The organism is Acidisoma sp. (assembly GCF_965199065.1).
GTDB lineage: Bacteria > Pseudomonadota > Alphaproteobacteria > Acetobacterales > Acetobacteraceae > Acidisoma.
Genome location: NZ_CBDAQN010000003.1, coordinates 1,846,894 through 1,863,116 on the forward strand (window position 1 = coordinate 1,846,894; position 16,223 = coordinate 1,863,116).

Sequence of the window (16,223 nt, forward strand, 5' to 3'; positions counted from 1 at the left end):
CGTCAGGCCACCATGCTCGTCTGACCGTCGGCCAGCGCGATCTCGGTCACCATCAGTCCATTCTCCGTCCGGCGCGACGGAAACACCTCGGGCAGTCGCTCTTCATGTATCGGGATCACGCGGTTCGTGTCGCCACCTGCCTCGGTGACCATGGCATCTGTGGCAAGAAGCAGGTTTGTCTGGCTGCCCATAGCAAGGCCGACCGGAAGATACCGCGGGTGTTCGGGATCACGACCGCGCAGGTTATCGAAGGAGTAGACGAGGTCGCCGGCGAGAATCCATCTGTCCTCGGCATCCGGGTGTTGGCTGTTGCGGACTGTGACGTACATCGATCCCCAGGTATGGGTATCGAAGGCAGCCCGCAGGTCGATCCCAGGCAGCACGTTATCGCGGTCGCCGTCGATGCAGACCAACCGGCCTTGTCGCGCGAGATCGACCGCGCGCAGCACGTCCCCGGGATCGGTCGCCACCATCAGCCAGCTGAACTTCTGTTCAAGCGACATGGCCCAGACCCATTTCGACAACTCACGCTCCTGAATGTAGAAGCGCGCGTTCGGGAAGTGATCCGTCCCGCCCATGTGGTCGAAATGCCCGTGGGTGATGAAGACGTGCGACACCTCCTCCGGCGTCACACCGCACTCTGCAAGGACCGTGCGCGGATCCTGCCAATTGACGACGTTGAATGCCTTGGCCATGGTCTCGCCATAGTCCTTCAGGTTGTAGCCGACATCGACCATCGCCGTTATGCCTTGTCCCTTGATGAGGACATAGCAATAGGGAAGCTTCCTGTAGCCCTCATTATGGGCCCCGTAGACGATCCCGCTGAGGTGATATTTGGAAACGTAAGCGTATTCGAGCACCCAGATCGAGTAATCGGCCATTGCTTCTTCCCTTGTTATCTTGATGGTGCAGGTTTGATTATGGCGTGGGCAGCGCAGCAGGCTTGGCGCAGGTCGACTACGGCAAAGCCGGGCAAGGCGGCGGCGGCCCAATGCAGCTCCTGATTGCACCGGCGCAGCCGTTCCGAAATGCGATTGAGCATTGGATCATCACGACGATGCAGAGTGTGTTCCGCAGTATCGACTGCTTCTGCGACCGCGCGTGCGGCAAGGCAAAGATGCCGATGGTGATGCTCCGCCGACCGAGGTGGCTGTAGCGCACCAAGACACTCCAACATGGCGGCTCGACGCGTGAGCACGAGCGCGAACATTGGATGGTCCTGCGCGCTCCCGAGCCCGACCGTCGCCAGCAACAGCAGGCCGGCAAGCTGCCCGCTCGTTTGACGGATCTGATCGAAGGCGGGTCGAGCGGCGAGGATGTAGCTCAACGTCATGTCGTCAATCCCCGGCGGCAGCTCGTTGACGCCGCCGTCAGCTCCGAGGGGCTCACAAAGCCCGGGCCGGGGTAAAGACGTGCCATCTTCGACCCGCCTCATTGTCGCGGTCCTCCGGTAGAGGCGCGCTCGATCAGCGGGCCGCCTATCACATGCATCTGGGCATCTCCAGGGCCTGACATATCGGCGGCGAGGCAAGCGACGGTCGCTTCGATCATCGCCTGCACGGGCTGGCGCACCGTCGTCAGCCCGTAGGAGGGCCAGGCAGCCATCGGGATGTCGTCATAACCGACGACGGCCACATCTTCCGGCACAGCCAGGCCGAGTTCCTGACGAAGCGCATCCATGCCGCCAAGTGCCGTAATGTCGTTGGCGTAGAAGACTGCGTCCGGCCGCTTGGCCGCGAGTTCGAGTGTCGCCCTATAGCCGTGCTCGTAGCCATACTCCTCGCCGCCGGAGCGGGCATGCAGCGCCACGCCCAGCTGGTTAAGCCTCTGGGTGAAACCATGCTCGCGATCGGCGTTGGTCGAGGTATCGGAGCGCCCAGCCACGTAGGCGATGCGGCGGCGGCCAAGGCTGACGAGCAGATCCGCCACGTCGCGGCCGCCGGCGAGATTGTCGCAGGACACGGTAGTGACCCCGGCTCCCGGCACCGTGCGGTTGAACAGCACGGCGGGCCGTCCAGTCTGGGTCCATTCCAGCGCCATGGCAGAGGACACAGTGGCGGACGCGATCACAACCGCATCCACCTGGTATTGGAGCAGCAGCGGCAGCTGGCTGTCCACATCTTCCCCCGGTGGCGCATGGAACAGCAGGGTCTGAAGCCCAGCCCTTTGCAGCGCCCGCGAGAGCTGTTCCAGCAGTTCGGGATAGAAGGGGTTCGTCATGCTGGCCATGACGATGCCAACGATATTGCTACGCTTCGTCGACAGGCTGCGTGCGATGACGTTCGGCTGGTAGCCCAAGGCGCCGGCCGCTTCCATGACGCGTTCCCGCATGGCCGGCGCGATGCTGGCATGACGGCTGAAGGCCCGTGAGACGGTGGACTGCGACACGCCCAGATGACGCGCCAACTCACGCGCGGTGACAGGCATGCGACCCGCAGTTCTTTTTCCAGCCCGCCGATTGTCCGCCTGATCGTTCATACCGCCAGCTGCCCGATGTCAGACTGTGTTGCGGCCTCCATATCGCCGCACGCGAAGATCCGCCTGCTCCTTATGCCCGGCAAAATTTTCAATAGCGCAGAGACGCGAGCAATACTCGCCGACCATCGCGCTGGCTGCGTCATCCACTTCCTGATAGGTGCAGGTCTTGATGAACTTCCCGACCCAGAGGCCGCCGGTGTAGCGCGCGGCCTTCTTCGTCGGCAGGGTGTGATTGGTGCCGATGACCTTGTCTCCGAAAGCGACATTTGTCTGCTTGCCGAGAAAGAGAGCGCCGTAATTCGTCATGTTCTCCAGGAACCAGCGCGGATTATGCGTCAGCACCTGAACGTGCTCGGAGGCGATGCGATCTGCCTCCTCGAGCATCTCTTGCTCCGTATCGCAGAGGATGACCTGACCATGATCCCGCCACGCAACCGAAGCCACGTCCGCAGTCGCCAGCCGGGTTAGCTGGCGCTCGATCTCAGCCTCTATCTGACTTGCGATGCGTGTCGACGTCGTAAGGAGAATTGCAGGCGATGTGGGTCCATGCTCCGCCTGTCCGAGCAGATCCGTCGCGCACATCTCCGCATCCGCTGTATCGTCAGCGATGATCAGCGTCTCGGTCGGACCCGCAAAAAGATCGATACCGACACGCCCGTAAAGTTGCCGCTTAGCCTCCGCCACGAAAGCATTGCCCGGTCCCACCAGCATGTCGACCGGCTTTATCGTCTTCGTGCCGATCGCCATGGCGGCCACGGCCTGAATGCCTCCAAGCACGTAGATCTCGTCGGCGCCCGCCATGGACATCGCGGCGATTGTTGCCGCAGGGGCTTTGCCGGCGAGTGGCGGAGTGCATGCGATGACGCGCTTTACGCCTGCCACCTTCGCGGTGAGGACACTCATATGGGCGGAGGCGACCATCGGATAGCGGCCGCCCGGAATGTAGCAGCCGACGCTGGCGACCGGAATGTTGCGATGGCCGAGCCGAACGCCTGGCAAGGTCTCTATCTCCAGGTCCCGGATCGTCCCGAGTTGCGCCTGCGCGAAGCGGCGGATCTGCGCCTGGGCAAACGTGATATCCCCGATCACCTGCGCCGGCAGGCTGGCGATCAGCTCATCGATCTGATCCTGGGTCAGCCGGAACGCATCCGGCTCCCACTTATCGAACCGGGTTGAAAGATCGCGCACAGCCTCATCGCCACGTTGTGCGACGTCGTCCAGGATGCCTTCGACGGTTTGGCGGACCTTGCGATCCGCATCCGCGGCGTCCTGCTGGCTAGGGGCGCTTTTCAAATAACGAATCATCGTGCGACATCTCCTGTGCTGAGCCGAGGCGCCGGCAAAACGGCACCTCGGCTCAGCCGCGTCGGCTAAGGTTGAACGGTCGGCTGCACCTTCGTCAGGTGGTACAGATCAGCCGGCGGCTTGCAGTGTGAGCAGTTGATGCCGGGTGTATCGGGCGCGGCCACAACGGTCGGCGGCAACGGCTGAATAGTCGCCCCCGGCGTCGGCGTTCCGTCTGATGCCGTGACCAGGGAAAGCTCCGGCAGCAGGGTCGGCTCGAAGACTTCGGTCACGAATGAGTCCGGCACCTTGTTCTGCGGAAACGTGTTGCAACCGTTTTCGAACTTGTCGCCGGTGCAGACTTTCACGTCCGCCGCCGGAACCCAGGGCAGGGGATACTGAATGTTGTGCGTCGGCAACACGCGGTGCTTCGTCAGTATCTCCATCATGAGCTTGAACGCGTAGCCTGCGGTCGCCGGCGGCGAGCCGGAGGAAACACCTTTCAGACCGCGTGCCTGATAAGCCGGATTGGCTAGTGCCAAACGAAAGCCGTTGGAGTTCTCGCCCGTGACCGGAATGAGCCGCTGCCGACCGGTCGCGAGCAGCGCCTTGATCGCGCCGTCTTCGCCTGCCTGCGCCCAAATGCCATCGACATCGGGATGCGCTGCCAGCGCCTTCGCGGTTTCGGACTGCGTCGTCTGGTCGGACCACATGCCGTAGTAGGTGGCGACGATCTTGATGCCGGGATATTTCTTGAAGATCGACATTGCGCCCTCGGTGTGGCGCTCATCGACGGAATTGCCAGGCACGCCGCGGCTGAGGAAGATCTTGCCCTTGCCCCCCAACTCATTGACGAGGGCCTGGGCGGTGTTCTCGCCGAAGCCTGACGTGATGTAGCTGACGTTATAGGCGCAGGGCTCGGTGACCGTCGCATCGTACAGGAAAAACAGCACGCCCTTGGCACAGCCGCGCCGGATGGTGCGGTTGAGCCCGGTCGGCGACACTGGGAAGCTGATGATGCCCTTGGCACCGGCATCGATCATGCTCTGGTAAGCCGAGATCTGGGCCTGCACGTCGGTTCCTGAAATGACCTCTCGCAGGTCGACGAGCTTGTCGTAAGGCGGGGTCGCTGCCAGCGCCTTGACGATATTGGCGGCCTCGCTCTGCCAGGCATTGCCGCTATAGCTCAGGCTCAGGAAGATCTTGATCTTCTCCTGAGCTTGAGCCGGAACAGCCAGGGCGGCAGCAAGACCGACTGATCCCGCCATCGCCAGCAACAGCCGTTTCAGCTTTATCCACTTTGGCATGTTCGTCTCCCTCCTTGTTTTCTTGTTGTGACGAAACTTGTCCGCACGTTCGTTCATGCAGGACCGCGTAGGCGCAGACGGGCCGTCCAGGTGGTCAGCTCGTCATGCAGCAGCACCAGCGCAATCAGGATGACAACGCCGTAGATGATTGTCCTCCAGCCTTGCGCGATGCCGATCGAGGAAATGACGGTCGAGAGGGTCGTCAGCAGCAAGGCCCCCCCAATCGCGCCAAGGTAGAGGCCGCGACCGCCCAGGATCGAGGTGCCCCCGATCACCACTGCGGCAACGGACGGCAGCAGGTAGCTGTCGCCCATCGTGAGTGTGGCACCGCTGCCGTAGCCGACCATGAGGATACCGGCCAAGCTGGCGGTGGCGCCGCTGATTGCATAGGTCAGGATGGTGAGGCGCCGCACTGGCAAGCCCGCTATCATCGCCGCCTGCGGGCTGGTGCCGATGGCGTAAAGGCGGCGTCCGAAGGGCGTTGCCTGCTGGAGAAGCGTGCCGAGCACCGCGAAGACGACCATAAGCACGATGATCCACGGTATCCCCAGCACCGCATGCGTAAACAGGGCGCTAAGGATGGGAGAGGCCTGACCGGAAGGAGTGCCGCCGGTGATGCCCAAGGCAGCGCCATAGACGATGATGCCCATGGCGAGCGTCATGATGAACGGGGGAACCCGCAGCAGGATAATGCCGACGCCGCTGATGGCACCGATCAAACCGGCTACGAGCAGCACTGCGGGGATGCCCCAGAGGAGGGCAGGACCCGAAGAACCGATCCAGCTGAACGTCAGGATCCCGCCTAGCGTCATCATCGAGCCCACAGACAGGTCCAGCCCCCCAATGAGGATGACCGATTGCTGTCCGAAAGCGATCACCATGACGAAGGAGGTCAGAATGAGGATCGCGCGCGCCTGGCCCCAGCTGCCGAAGGACGGGCTGATCAGCCTCGACGCGAGGATCATGATGATCGTTACGACAAACAATCCGACGACCGTCCAGACTTCGCTGCTGATCCGGCGGCGCCTGCCAGCGCGATCATCGGGGGCGTCCGCCCGGCGCGTGATTTCGCGTGCGCTCATCGACGCCGTCCTTCCGCGATCTTGGCCGACAGTCCGCCCAGCATCACCGCCAGGATCATGACGATCCCCTGGAAAATTCCGGTGTAGAATGAGGAGATACCGGCCGAGAACAGGACCTTCTGCAGCAACGTCAATGTGGCAGCGCCGAGCATCGAGCCGATCATGCCGCCGCGCCCGCCACTGAACGCTGTGCCGCCGATGGCTATGGCTGCGAACATCAACAGGAGGTAGGGCGTCCCAGCGTCTGGATTGCCAGTGGCGGTGACCGCGCTCAGCATAAGTCCGGCAAGCCCATAGAAGACGCCCGCCAGGCAGTAAGCGAGGAACTTCACGCGGCGCACGGGCACGCCCGCGAGCGCGGCGGCCATCTCATCCGCGCCGACGGCATAGACCCCGACGCCCCAATCTGTGCGGCGGAGCGCAAGCCAGAGCAGAACGACAACAATGGCGATGACGGCTGCCACGGGCACGATGCCAGGCAGCACGCCGGTAAGCCCGTAGACGACTGCGTCCGGAACGTTGCCGCCCGGAGCGTCGAGCACCAGAAGTGCGATGCCGGAACAGACGATCATCGTGGCCAGCGTGGAGGCGATGGATTGCAGTCGCACATAGGCAACCAGCCATCCGTTTATGGCTCCCACAATGAGCCCGATGCCGACGGCGATACCGAGCGCCATGACGACACCGCCAGGACCATCCGGAACCTCGGTGGCGACAAGCACGTTGGTCAGAGCGACCACCCCGGCGACCGAGAGATCGAAACCACGCGTCAGAACGACCAATCCGCCGCCGGCCGCCGCGAGCGCCAGAGGCAAGGCGTTGTTGAAGAGGTCGGTGATGCCCGACCCAGTCAGCGCGTCAGGTTGACTTACCGCGAAAATGATCAGGAGTATGGCATAGACCACAGCCACATTGACGGTGCCGTTGCCGAGCAGCCGCGTGACCAGGCCGTTCCGGCGAAACGGCGCAGCCGAGACGGCGTTGCTGGCGCTCATTCTGCAGCCTCTGCGTAATGGGCGTGGCCTGTTGCCAGCGACACAAGCCGTTCTTCCGACATCTCGGCGGCTGACAGCTCACCCATGATGCGGCCCCGATAGAGGACCACGCAGCGGTGCACGAGTTGAACAATTTCGGCGAGTTCGGTCGAATAGATGAGAACGCTGCCGCCCCGCGCCACGAAGTCCCGGATGACGCCATAGATAACCTGCTTCGTGCCGACATCGACCCCGCGCGTCGGATCGAACAGCACGAGATTTCGCGCACCCGACAGCAGCACCCGAGCGACCAGCGCCTTCTGCTGGTTGCCACCGGACAGCGCGGAGATGCGCATGTCGAGGTATCGCCCCGCCAACTCGACACGTGCGGCCTCGGCATGGACGGCATCGCGCTCTCGGCGTCGGTCGATCAATCCGAAGCGCCGAAGACGGTCGAGTATCGACAGTGAAATATTGGTGGATGTGGCGAGCCCAAGGAAAATCCCCTCCGACTTCCGTTCCTCGGGCACAAATCCGATGCCCGCCTTGAGCGCCGACGCAGGGCTCGCTCCGTTCAACGGGTGGCCGTCGACCTCGATGGAGCCAGACATCACCCGTTCGACGCCTGCCAGCATCCGCAGAAGTTCCCTCTGCCCCTGACCCTCCAGAGCGGCAACGCCTACGATTTCGCCGCGATGCACAGCGAAACTCACATCGGAAACACCGGCGCCGGTCAGTCCGCGGACCGCAATGGCCGGAGGCTCCGCGGTCGCGATCCGCGCCGCCTGCTTCGCCTGATCGCCACTGGGCGAACTGCCGACCATCATCCGGAAGATATCCGCGTCGGCAGTGCCGTTCAGACTGACCGTGCCGATGCTTTCCCCGTTGCGCAGCACTGTGCCACGTCGGCACAGGCGCCGGACCTCGGCCAGCCGATGGGATATATAGAGAATGGCCACATCGCCCGTTCCGATGATCCGGTCGATGAGACGAAATAGCCACTCGGGCTCTGCCAAGGCCGCTGTCGGCTCATCCAGCACGAGCACCCGCGGACGGTGGCTGAGGGCGCGCACGATTTCGAGCCGCTGCTTCTCCGCTAGCGTAAGTTCGCTGACCAGCGCCTGCGGCGAAATGTCCGTGGCATCGAATTCCGCCAGAATTTCGCTCGCCCGCCTCTGGTTCAGCCGTGTCGAGGCAAGGCCGCTCGCGCCCTTCAACAGTGTCGGTAGTAGTAAATTCGCCGCGACACTTAAGTTGGTCAGAAGGCTCAACTCCTGGAAGGCTGTCGAAACGCCGGATCGGCGCGCATCCATGAGCGAATGCGGGCGATATGGCTTCCCGTTTAACATCAGGTCCCCCGAATCCGGCGCCACGATGCCGCTGAGGACCTTTACCAGGGTGGACTTGCCCGCCCCGTTCTCGCCCAAAAGCGCGTGCACCTCCCCATACTGAAGGTCCAAGGTGACATGGCGTAGCGCGATGGTTGGGCCGTATGCTTTGGCGAGACCGTCCACATTCAGGCTGGATTGACCGCCCGCGGAGCTCACGCTTCGTCGCCTTCCAACGACCTGTTGCACTCGGCCGGAGCCGCAAGCGGCCGGCCTGCTTCAACGAAGGCGCCCTCCGGCCACATGTTCATGACGTCGCTGCTCCCAATCACCTTGTCCAGGTGCGCCCGGACAGCCTTTCTTAATTGCCGGATGACACCGGATCACGTCGTAGGCCTGTAGCCTAAAACAAATGCATCCGAATGCAAGATCAACTTGCACGCGGATGCAAGCGCAGCTGGCGCGTCGCCGGCCAAGCTCGTCGTGGGCTTACTTGATGGCCTGCGGATTGATCGGTGAGCCGGCGCCCCCCGGAAGATGCAGCGGCGGGGCGGTGAAGAAGAACTCGTAGACGTTGTCTTCCGCACAATCCTCTGCCAGCTCCTTTAAGTAGAAAATCTCCCCCATCGAGATCCCGATGGCGGGAATGACCACCCAATGCCAGGGCTGGTTCGCGTCGGTGGTCTCGTTCGGGCGGACTTCGCAGCCCCAGGTATCCGAGCAGATTGCCGCGACATCGTTCTGCCGCAACCAATAGCAGGTCTCAAACGCAAAGCCCGGTGCGTTACCGCCCGCATACCCGCTCCAGTCGTTCCTTGCGAGACAGCGTTCCTGTTGGCCTGTGCGGACGATAACAAAGTCGCCCTTGCGGATCGCGACACCCTCCGCCGCCGCACAGGCGTCGAGGTCGGCACTCGTTATGGCGTATCCATCCTCAAGGTAATCGACGCCCTTGAAGCGCGCTATGTCGAGCAAAACGCCACGGCCTACCATCTTGTCGCGCACTTTCTCGATGCCGAGCGCCTTGGCCCCGCGCGCATCGACAAGGTCGGCACCGAACCCATTATACATCGTGTCACCATGGAAGATGTGGCAGAGCGCGTCCCATTGGGTCGAGGCTTGGCACGGCATGTTGATGGCATCGTCCGCGTAGCGAAGATACGGAGCGGGCACATCCTGCTTTCCCGCGATTGCGTCGGTTCCTGTGGCCAGCATCGTATGGATGGGGTTCCAGCGCCCGCCGAACAGGCCGGACTGAATCGGCTCCTTCAGCGACAAACCGAGTGCGAAGACCTTGCCGCGGCGCACGAGCCCTGCGGCCGCAATTACATCGGCGGACGTGACGTTATTCAGCGTTCCAACTTGGTCGTCTTTGCCCCAGCGCCCCCAATTTGAAAGCTCCTTGGCCGCTGTCTCAATGGCCGCTCTATCGACTTTCATATGTCGCCTCCACACTTTTCTGATTATCGCTCAATTACAGGCGTGATACGCGGGTTACGGTCAAGTCATTGGTATCATCGGTATCATCGGATGCTGGCTCGATTTGAGTCGCAGGGGATTCCTGACCGGAGAAAAGCCAGAGATGCCGTTTCTCTCATAACGGCATCAGGTCCCGACAATATCTCTGCGACGCGTTGCTGTTCGGGTGGGTCGCTCTGGGGCCGCATGTAGGCACCGAGGTGTCGGGCTTGGGCAACGATGCGCTTACCGACGGGCAACCGATCCCGCTCAAAGGCCAGCAGTCCGGAGCGCACATCGCCTTTTGCGTTCCCTAGGTTCACCGCGAGCGATAATGCGTCCTGCGCGGCTTTCGTCACGCCTGCTCCAACATGCGGCCGCACGACGAAGGCAGCATCGCCGATTATGGCAACACGCCCAATCGCCATACGTTCTGTCTCCAGATCATAGACCGGCTGGAAGAACGGTTGTGCTGTTAATCCTACAAGTTCCTGAAACTGCCAGGAAAGATTATCTTCAGACGCTTGTCGCATGACAGCGACAATGTCCGGCCTGATCAGCGGAGGAGCGATTGAAAGCTCGTGGACGAGACCTGATTGGTCAGTCAGCAGGTTCCGCAACGTGACATGTTCATCGGCTGGCCGATACCAGACCCAGTTATAGCGCCGATGGCCAACCCGCATGTCGTTGTTTACGCCAGCAACGGGATAACCCAGCATTTGCTCACCCTCCGGCAGCGAGAAGGCGAAGTGCTCGAAGAGCCCAGTGCGCGCCTCGACCGATATCAGCGCCTCATCGACTAAGCCACGCCAGGCAATATAGCCTGCGTATTTGAGCGGTAGCGTTGGAAAGAACTGACTTCGGCAGACCGAGCGGAAGCCGTCCGCTGCAACAAGAAGGTCGGCGGAAATGGATCCGCCATCTGTAAACCGTGCAGTTACAACGTCGTTTTTCGCGTCGATGCGCTCCAGGATCCGCCCGTTGTGATAGTGATCGTCCGGAAGCTTCCGGCGCAGTTCATGATACAGCCGATCCCAGGACGTCACCACCTGCGGCATGTCGAGTTCGGCAGTGCAGTCGCCATTGCGATCGAGCAAACGGCGGGTCTGCACCTGCACGCCGAGTTCTGGAGTTACCTCGATCCCGGCCGATCTCAGGACCTCAAACAGTTCTGGGTGAGTGACAATCCCGGCCCCCCGCCCGGTCAGCCCTGTCTGGACACGTTCGAATACGTCGACAGTCCAGCCGTCACGCCGCAAAAGAAGAGCTGCGAGCAGCCCGGCGATGGATCCACCGATAACGATGGCTGTCCGTCCACTCATTGGCCGCATCAACTTGCGCTATCCGACAACCCACTTTCCTTCACAATACCGGGGATCAATCGATAGAGAGCACGAGGCCAGGCATTTCGGCAGCGGTGGTGCCAATGCATGTGGTTCAAGCAACGGCTGACAGGCGCACTTCTGACGGCACCGGAAGTGACGCGTTCGCACTGTCGAGAAATTCCACCGTCGTAAAGATCAGCTCTTCTTCGCCGATATTTTCCAAATCGTGGATCATTGATTCGCCTGCCGCAAAGGAGAGATGTTTCGTCTCACCGGCGATGTAGCTGACCTCCGCGGTTCTGCCATCTTGATAATGCGATCGTGCGCTACCGTTGGTCAGAACCGTCCAGAAGTAGTTGAGAACGTGACGGTGGAAGCCGAGGCGCTCACCGGGGGCTAATTTGATAATCCATATACGAACACGCTCGGTCTCGGACACCAATTGATTGCCGACGCAGCCGTTTCTTGTGCTCTCGGCCAATTCATCTTTGAGTGTTTGCGGCCAGTCGGGATCGGGCTGCAGGTTCAGTTCAGGCAATGCACCAGTCATAGTAAGACCCTCCACGGCGAGCTTAATGGTCAGTCGACCGATGTCAAAGGATTACGCGTAAGCGGCATTTGCCAAGGTTTCAGACGGCTGCGCCAAGCGAGTGGCGCAGCTTTCGCACCGCGCTGTCCGGCGTGGTCAGAACGTCGCAGGTGACGACCTCGGCCACGGATCGCGCCGCCCGAGCCAGACTAAACTGGGCAAGCGCCACGACATCGCAGCCCTCAAAGGCGGCCTTCGCCGCGCGTGCCGCCGACCTGTCGTGGCCGTCCCCGTCTCCGGCGTCGAGAAGCGCCAGCGCATCCTCGGCGAGCGCCGGCACGATGGTCACGCCCGGCGCCACACGCCTGAACTCGTCTGGCATGGTGTCGAGCGTCGCCGGGAACGTGGCCAGCAGGCCGATCCGTCCGTTCGGACCGGCGCGCGCTACCGCCTCCTCGATCATCGCCTCGTTGGGCTTCAGCACCGGGAGCGGCGAGAGTTCGCGTGCGCAGGCCTCGATGCACGGACCGAAGGCCGAGCAGGTGAACAGCAGGCCGTCAGCTCCGCACCCCACCATGTAGCGGGCGAGGGTCAGAAACCGCTCGGTCATGCCGGGCGTGAGACCCCCCTGCCGCGCCAGATCCGCCGAAAGGCTATCCTCGAGCAGGTTTGCCACGTCCACCTCGGGCCAGAGACGCTGAAAGGCCTCCCGCGCCGGACCAACCGAGTTGCGCAGTCCGTGAATGAGCGCGATCCGCATCGTGTGCTCCCTCAGTGATGCGCGGTGCCGGCGGAGCCGCGCGTGCGTGAGTAGATGCCGGCCGCGAGCAGGATGAGCAGGCCCGGGAGCCAGTACTGCCACGCCGCGCCGAGCGACAGGAAGCCGGTTGCGGCCGTCACCTCCTGGATGAGGATCACGCCCGCCAGCGCGCCGAGGAACGAGCCCCGGCCCCCGAAGATGCTGGCGCCCCCGAGCACCACTGCCGAAAGGCTTTGCAGTGTGTAGTTCTGGCCCACGGACGGGTCACCGATACCCACCTGCGCCGCCAGCATCAGCCCGCCGAGTGCGGCGAACACCGAGCAGAGCGCATAGGCGAGGATCACCGTGCGCGTCACCTTGGCACCCAGACGATGCGCCGCGACCGCGTCGGAACCGACGGCGCGAAGTTCCATCCCGAACCGTGCCCGGCGAAGGAACACCTCGCCGCCGATCATGATGGCGACCGCCAGCAGGAAGGCCACGGGGATCGGGCCGATCTGAACCGTCATGGCGTCCGTGATGCCGGTGCGGATGTAGCCGTCGGGCGTCGGGCGCAGAAGCAACGCCGCGCCTTGAAGCGCGATGTAGGTGGTGAGCGTTGCTATCACCGGCGTCAGCCCGATCAGGCGGACCAACACGCCGTTATAGAGCCCCACCAGGACAGACACGCCGAGCGCCACGCCTATCCCGAGGATCAGCGTCAGCGTTCCCTGATCGTCGCCGGCAAAGAACGAGATGATGACGACGACAAGGCCGGTGAGGGGGCCGACCGAGAGATCCACGCCCGCCGTCAACAGCACGATGAGCTGTCCGATGCTGACGAAGGCGAGGGCGCTGGCCAGGAACAAGGTCTGGCTGATGTTGCGGCTGCTGAGGAAGTGTCCGTTGCGCGACGCGGTGTAGGCGCCGAGGACCACGATCAGGGCGACGAGGATCGCCATCGGCGCGTAGTCGCCCGACAGGAACCGTTGCAGCGTCGCGCGGCGGTTGCCGTCCTTGCCGGCACCGGCTTCCCGGGTTGTGTCGGCATTGATCGCCGCCCCGGTGATGTTTTCCTCCGAGATCTCGTCGCCGCTCAGCGAGCGCACGATCTGCCCGCGCGAAAACACCAGCACGCGGTCGCACAGCCCCTGCAACTCGATCGCGTCGGACGACAGAATGATGACGGCGGCGCCCGCGTCGGCGGACTGCCGGAGAATGCGGTACAGCTCCATGCGCGCGCCGGCATCGACGCCACGCGTCGGCTCGTCGGCGAGAAGCACGGCGGGTTCGCGCAACAGCGAGCGACCGAACAGAACCTTCTGCTGGTTGCCGCCCGACAGCGAGGAGATGCGCGTCTCCATCGAGGGCGTCTTGATGGCGAGCGACTGGATCTGGCCCTCCGCCAGCGCCATTTCCTGCGGCCGCGAGATCAGTCCGAAATTGGAGAGGCGTTCGAGGACGAGCGCGGAGAGGTTCTCCCGCACCGAAAGGGCCATGAAGACGCCCTCCGCGTGGCGGTCGCCCGGCAGATGGACGATGCCCGCCTCCTGGGCCTCGATCGGGTCCGACAGACGCACCGGTTTGCGGTTGACGGTCATCGTGCCCGAAACGGCGACGAGGCCGGCGAGGGCGCGCAGACAATCCCGCTGGCCATTGCCCTCGACCCCGGCGAGGCCCACGACCTCGCCCGGCAGCATGTCGAGATCGACGCCTTGCAGCATCCCGTTGGAAAGCCCGCGTGCCGTGAGAAGCGGCACCGCTTCATGGTTCGGCCGGCCCTTCTCGGGGAAGGCGCGCTCGACGGAGCGTCCGATGATGAGGCGCAGAATCTCCTGCTCTGAGATCCCTTCGATATCGAACGTTCCCCGCGCCTGACCGTCCCGCAGGATGGTGATGCGGTCCGCCACCCGCTTCACCTCGGGCAGGCGATGGGAGATGTAGATCACAGCCGTGCCCTGCGCCGTGATGCGCGCGATCTGGCGGAACAGCTGCTCGGTTTCCGCGGCGGTCAACACCTCCGTCGGCTCGTCGAGCACGAGCACCTTGGGGTTCAGCGCCAGCGCCTTGGCGATCTCGACAAGCTGGCGCTCGGCGACCGTCAGCTCGACCACGCGGGTGCGCCGGTCGAACTTGGCGCCCACCGCACCCAGTTGAGCTTTCAACCACTGGTCCGTGCTGAGGCCTGGCGTGCGTAGCGCCGCCGGCACGCAGTAGAGCATATTCTCCTCGACGGTTAGCTCATCGATGACCGAGGTGTGCTGATAGACGACGCTGAGCCCGAGTGCCTGCGCGCGGCTGGGGGAGGGCACGCCGAGCGCCACGCCGCCGATCTCGACGCTCCCCTCATCCGCCGCCAGGGCGCCTGCGGCCACCCCCATTAGCGTGGATTTACCCGCACCGTTCTCGCCCAGCAGAGCGTGGACCTCACCGGCCACAACTTCGAGCGACACGCCTTTCAGCGCGACAACACCGGGGAACCGTTTGACGACTCCCGAGAGGCGTAGAACGGGGCAAGCGCTCATCGCGGGGCCTACTCCGTCTTTCCGTAGGTCGCGAGTTCCTGCGGCGTGAGCTGCACGGACAGGTCCACGTCAGGCTGTTGCGCCGGGTCGCAGTGTGGCGCTGTTCCGCCGAGCGTGTCCTCGTACAGCGGCACGCGATAGATGTCGGGTTCGTTGTCGGTCGAGCCTTCGGCGGCGGCGATCGCCTTTCGCACCGCGATGCGGCCGACCCAGTTGCGCGCCGAGATGGTGCCGAGTTCAAAGCCTGGGTTCTTCGGCTTCAGCGAGATGTAATCGCAGGCAAGCTGGTTGTTGGCCAGCACCGCGAGCGGCACCAGCGGACGATCCGCGCTTTGGTAGGCGCGCAGAACGCCCAACGCATCGAAGCCGCCGCTGTCGTCGATGATGCCGTTGATCGAGGGATATTTCGACAACAGCGCCGTCATGGTCTTCTGCGTCACCGCCGAATCCCAGTCCGTCACCGCCCAGTTCTTGTCGCCGGTCAGCAGGTGCATCTTGGGCTGGCCGCTGAGCACGTCCTGCACGCCCGCCAAGGTGGCGGCGCTGACGGGGTTGCCTGCGGGGCCGCCGAGGAACACGACATTGCCCTCGCCGTGCAGCGCCTTGACCATCCACTGCGCGAGCACGACGCCCGTTGCGCGGACATCCCAGTCGACATAGGCGATGTAGTCGCGTCCAGGTTTGCCACCCGGATCAGCGCCCCAGGGAACCACCTTCACGCCCGCACGCGTTGCGCTGCGGATGGCGGGAAGTTCCGCCTTGCCGAAGTCGGGGATCAGCACGAGGGCGTCGATACCCTGCGCCACCATGCCGTTCACATCGGAGATCGTCTTCTGCAGGTCGCCCTCGCCGATCTGCACGACCTGCTTCACGTTGGAGCATTTCGCGGCCTCTGATCGCACGGCGGCCATGGAGGAGTGCGACCAGCCATTGGTGCCGACGCCGTCGTCGATGCCAAGCGTGATCGGCTTCGTGCCGCAGAAGCTGGTATCCGGCGTCTTGCCCGCCGCCGCGATGATCTGGTCCGGCGATGCCGGGGCCGCGGCCTTGACCGGCGCGCTGAAAGCCAGGGCGGCCGTCAGCACCGATGCGGCCGCACCGAGCATCATCCAGGGTTTTGCCCGCGAAGCTTGAGCCTCGTCCATTCTTGTCATCTCCCTTTGTGTCCTCTGACGCGGATGCGCGGAGGTTGGT

The 16,223-nt window shown here is 63.3% G+C and carries 14 protein-coding genes; 1 reads left to right on the forward strand and 13 read right to left on the reverse strand.

What is annotated here, in order from left to right; genetic code table 11:
- Positions 1-2: 2 nt before the first annotated feature.
- Positions 3-992: an N-acyl homoserine lactonase family protein gene (locus tag ACOEQ1_RS16740; protein ID WP_419760361.1), complete on the reverse strand. Its 990-nt coding sequence runs from the start codon at positions 990-992 to the stop codon at positions 3-5.
- Between ACOEQ1_RS16740 and ACOEQ1_RS16745 the strand changes: the two genes are divergently transcribed.
- Entirely contained in the window at positions 992-1,156 is a 165-nt protein-coding gene (locus ACOEQ1_RS16745) for a hypothetical protein (protein ID WP_419760362.1), read from the forward strand. The two genes, ACOEQ1_RS16740 and ACOEQ1_RS16745, sit on opposite strands and share 1 nt — an antisense overlap.
- A 275-nt stretch (positions 1,157-1,431) precedes the next feature.
- On the opposite strand, the gene ACOEQ1_RS16750 is transcribed toward ACOEQ1_RS16745, so the two are convergent.
- From ACOEQ1_RS16750 to ACOEQ1_RS16805, 12 genes are all read right to left on the reverse strand, one after another.
- Positions 1,432-2,427: a LacI family DNA-binding transcriptional regulator gene (locus ACOEQ1_RS16750; protein ID WP_419760363.1), complete on the reverse strand. Its 996-nt coding sequence runs from the start codon at positions 2,425-2,427 to the stop codon at positions 1,432-1,434.
- 69 nt (positions 2,428-2,496) lie between these two features.
- Positions 2,497-3,783 carry a histidinol dehydrogenase gene (gene hisD, locus ACOEQ1_RS16755; protein ID WP_419760364.1) on the reverse strand — a complete coding sequence of 429 codons (1,287 nt, stop codon included), beginning with the start codon at positions 3,781-3,783 and terminating at the stop codon, positions 2,497-2,499.
- 65 nt (positions 3,784-3,848) lie between these two features.
- Positions 3,849-5,069 (reverse strand): sugar ABC transporter substrate-binding protein, encoded by a 1,221-nt coding sequence (locus ACOEQ1_RS16760; protein WP_419760365.1) that lies wholly within the window; start codon positions 5,067-5,069, stop codon positions 3,849-3,851.
- A gap of 53 nt (positions 5,070-5,122) precedes the next feature.
- The gene (locus tag ACOEQ1_RS16765) at positions 5,123-6,151 is read right to left on the reverse strand and encodes an ABC transporter permease (RefSeq protein WP_419760366.1); all 1,029 of its coding nucleotides are present in this window, start codon (positions 6,149-6,151) and stop codon (positions 5,123-5,125) included.
- Positions 6,148-7,146, reverse strand: a complete 999-nt coding sequence (locus ACOEQ1_RS16770; protein ID WP_419760367.1) for an ABC transporter permease — start codon at positions 7,144-7,146, stop codon at positions 6,148-6,150. Before ACOEQ1_RS16770 ends, ACOEQ1_RS16765 begins: the two co-directional genes overlap by 4 nt.
- Entirely contained in the window at positions 7,143-8,672 is a 1,530-nt protein-coding gene (locus ACOEQ1_RS16775; RefSeq protein ID WP_419760368.1) for a sugar ABC transporter ATP-binding protein, read from the reverse strand. The genes ACOEQ1_RS16770 and ACOEQ1_RS16775 overlap by 4 nt, the downstream gene beginning before the upstream one ends.
- Positions 8,673-8,942: 270 nt before the next feature.
- The gene (locus tag ACOEQ1_RS16780; RefSeq protein WP_419760369.1) at positions 8,943-9,893 is read right to left on the reverse strand and encodes a cyclase family protein; all 951 of its coding nucleotides are present in this window, start codon (positions 9,891-9,893) and stop codon (positions 8,943-8,945) included.
- 83 nt (positions 9,894-9,976) lie between these two features.
- Positions 9,977-11,233, reverse strand: coding sequence for an FAD binding domain-containing protein (locus ACOEQ1_RS16785; RefSeq protein WP_419760370.1), 1,257 nt, complete (start codon positions 11,231-11,233; stop codon positions 9,977-9,979).
- 115 nt (positions 11,234-11,348) lie between these two features.
- Complete coding sequence (locus tag ACOEQ1_RS16790; RefSeq protein ID WP_419760371.1) at positions 11,349-11,786, reverse strand: cupin domain-containing protein; 438 nt, start codon at positions 11,784-11,786, stop codon at positions 11,349-11,351.
- Between the two features lie 79 nt (positions 11,787-11,865).
- Positions 11,866-12,525: an aspartate/glutamate racemase family protein gene (locus tag ACOEQ1_RS16795; RefSeq protein WP_419760372.1), complete on the reverse strand. Its 660-nt coding sequence runs from the start codon at positions 12,523-12,525 to the stop codon at positions 11,866-11,868.
- A gap of 11 nt (positions 12,526-12,536) precedes the next feature.
- Positions 12,537-15,029 (reverse strand): ATP-binding cassette domain-containing protein, encoded by a 2,493-nt coding sequence (locus ACOEQ1_RS16800; RefSeq protein WP_419760373.1) that lies wholly within the window; start codon positions 15,027-15,029, stop codon positions 12,537-12,539.
- Positions 15,030-15,037: 8 nt separating this feature from the next.
- Positions 15,038-16,174: a substrate-binding domain-containing protein gene (locus ACOEQ1_RS16805; RefSeq protein ID WP_419760374.1), complete on the reverse strand. Its 1,137-nt coding sequence runs from the start codon at positions 16,172-16,174 to the stop codon at positions 15,038-15,040.
- Positions 16,175-16,223 lie beyond the last annotated feature (49 nt).

What these genes read in the sequence shown, in the direction of transcription:
- ACOEQ1_RS16745 (WP_419760362.1), top strand. Translation starts at nt 992, where the DNA reads ATGCAGCTCCTGATTGCACCGGCGCAGCCGTTCCGAAATGCGATTGAG.
- ACOEQ1_RS16750 (WP_419760363.1), bottom strand. Translation starts at nt 2,427, where the DNA reads ATGCCTGTCACCGCGCGTGAGTTGGCGCGTCATCTGGGCGTGTCGCAG.
- hisD (WP_419760364.1), bottom strand. Translation starts at nt 3,783, where the DNA reads ATGATTCGTTATTTGAAAAGCGCCCCTAGCCAGCAGGACGCCGCGGAT.
- ACOEQ1_RS16760 (WP_419760365.1), bottom strand. Translation starts at nt 5,069, where the DNA reads ATGCCAAAGTGGATAAAGCTGAAACGGCTGTTGCTGGCGATGGCGGGA.
- ACOEQ1_RS16765 (WP_419760366.1), bottom strand. Translation starts at nt 6,151, where the DNA reads ATGAGCGCACGCGAAATCACGCGCCGGGCGGACGCCCCCGATGATCGC.
- ACOEQ1_RS16770 (WP_419760367.1), bottom strand. Translation starts at nt 7,146, where the DNA reads ATGAGCGCCAGCAACGCCGTCTCGGCTGCGCCGTTTCGCCGGAACGGC.
- ACOEQ1_RS16780 (WP_419760369.1), bottom strand. Translation starts at nt 9,893, where the DNA reads ATGAAAGTCGATAGAGCGGCCATTGAGACAGCGGCCAAGGAGCTTTCA.
- ACOEQ1_RS16785 (WP_419760370.1), bottom strand. Translation starts at nt 11,233, where the DNA reads ATGAGTGGACGGACAGCCATCGTTATCGGTGGATCCATCGCCGGGCTG.
- ACOEQ1_RS16790 (WP_419760371.1), bottom strand. Translation starts at nt 11,786, where the DNA reads ATGACTGGTGCATTGCCTGAACTGAACCTGCAGCCCGATCCCGACTGG.
- ACOEQ1_RS16795 (WP_419760372.1), bottom strand. Translation starts at nt 12,525, where the DNA reads ATGCGGATCGCGCTCATTCACGGACTGCGCAACTCGGTTGGTCCGGCG.
- ACOEQ1_RS16800 (WP_419760373.1), bottom strand. Translation starts at nt 15,029, where the DNA reads ATGAGCGCTTGCCCCGTTCTACGCCTCTCGGGAGTCGTCAAACGGTTC.
- ACOEQ1_RS16805 (WP_419760374.1), bottom strand. Translation starts at nt 16,174, where the DNA reads ATGGACGAGGCTCAAGCTTCGCGGGCAAAACCCTGGATGATGCTCGGT.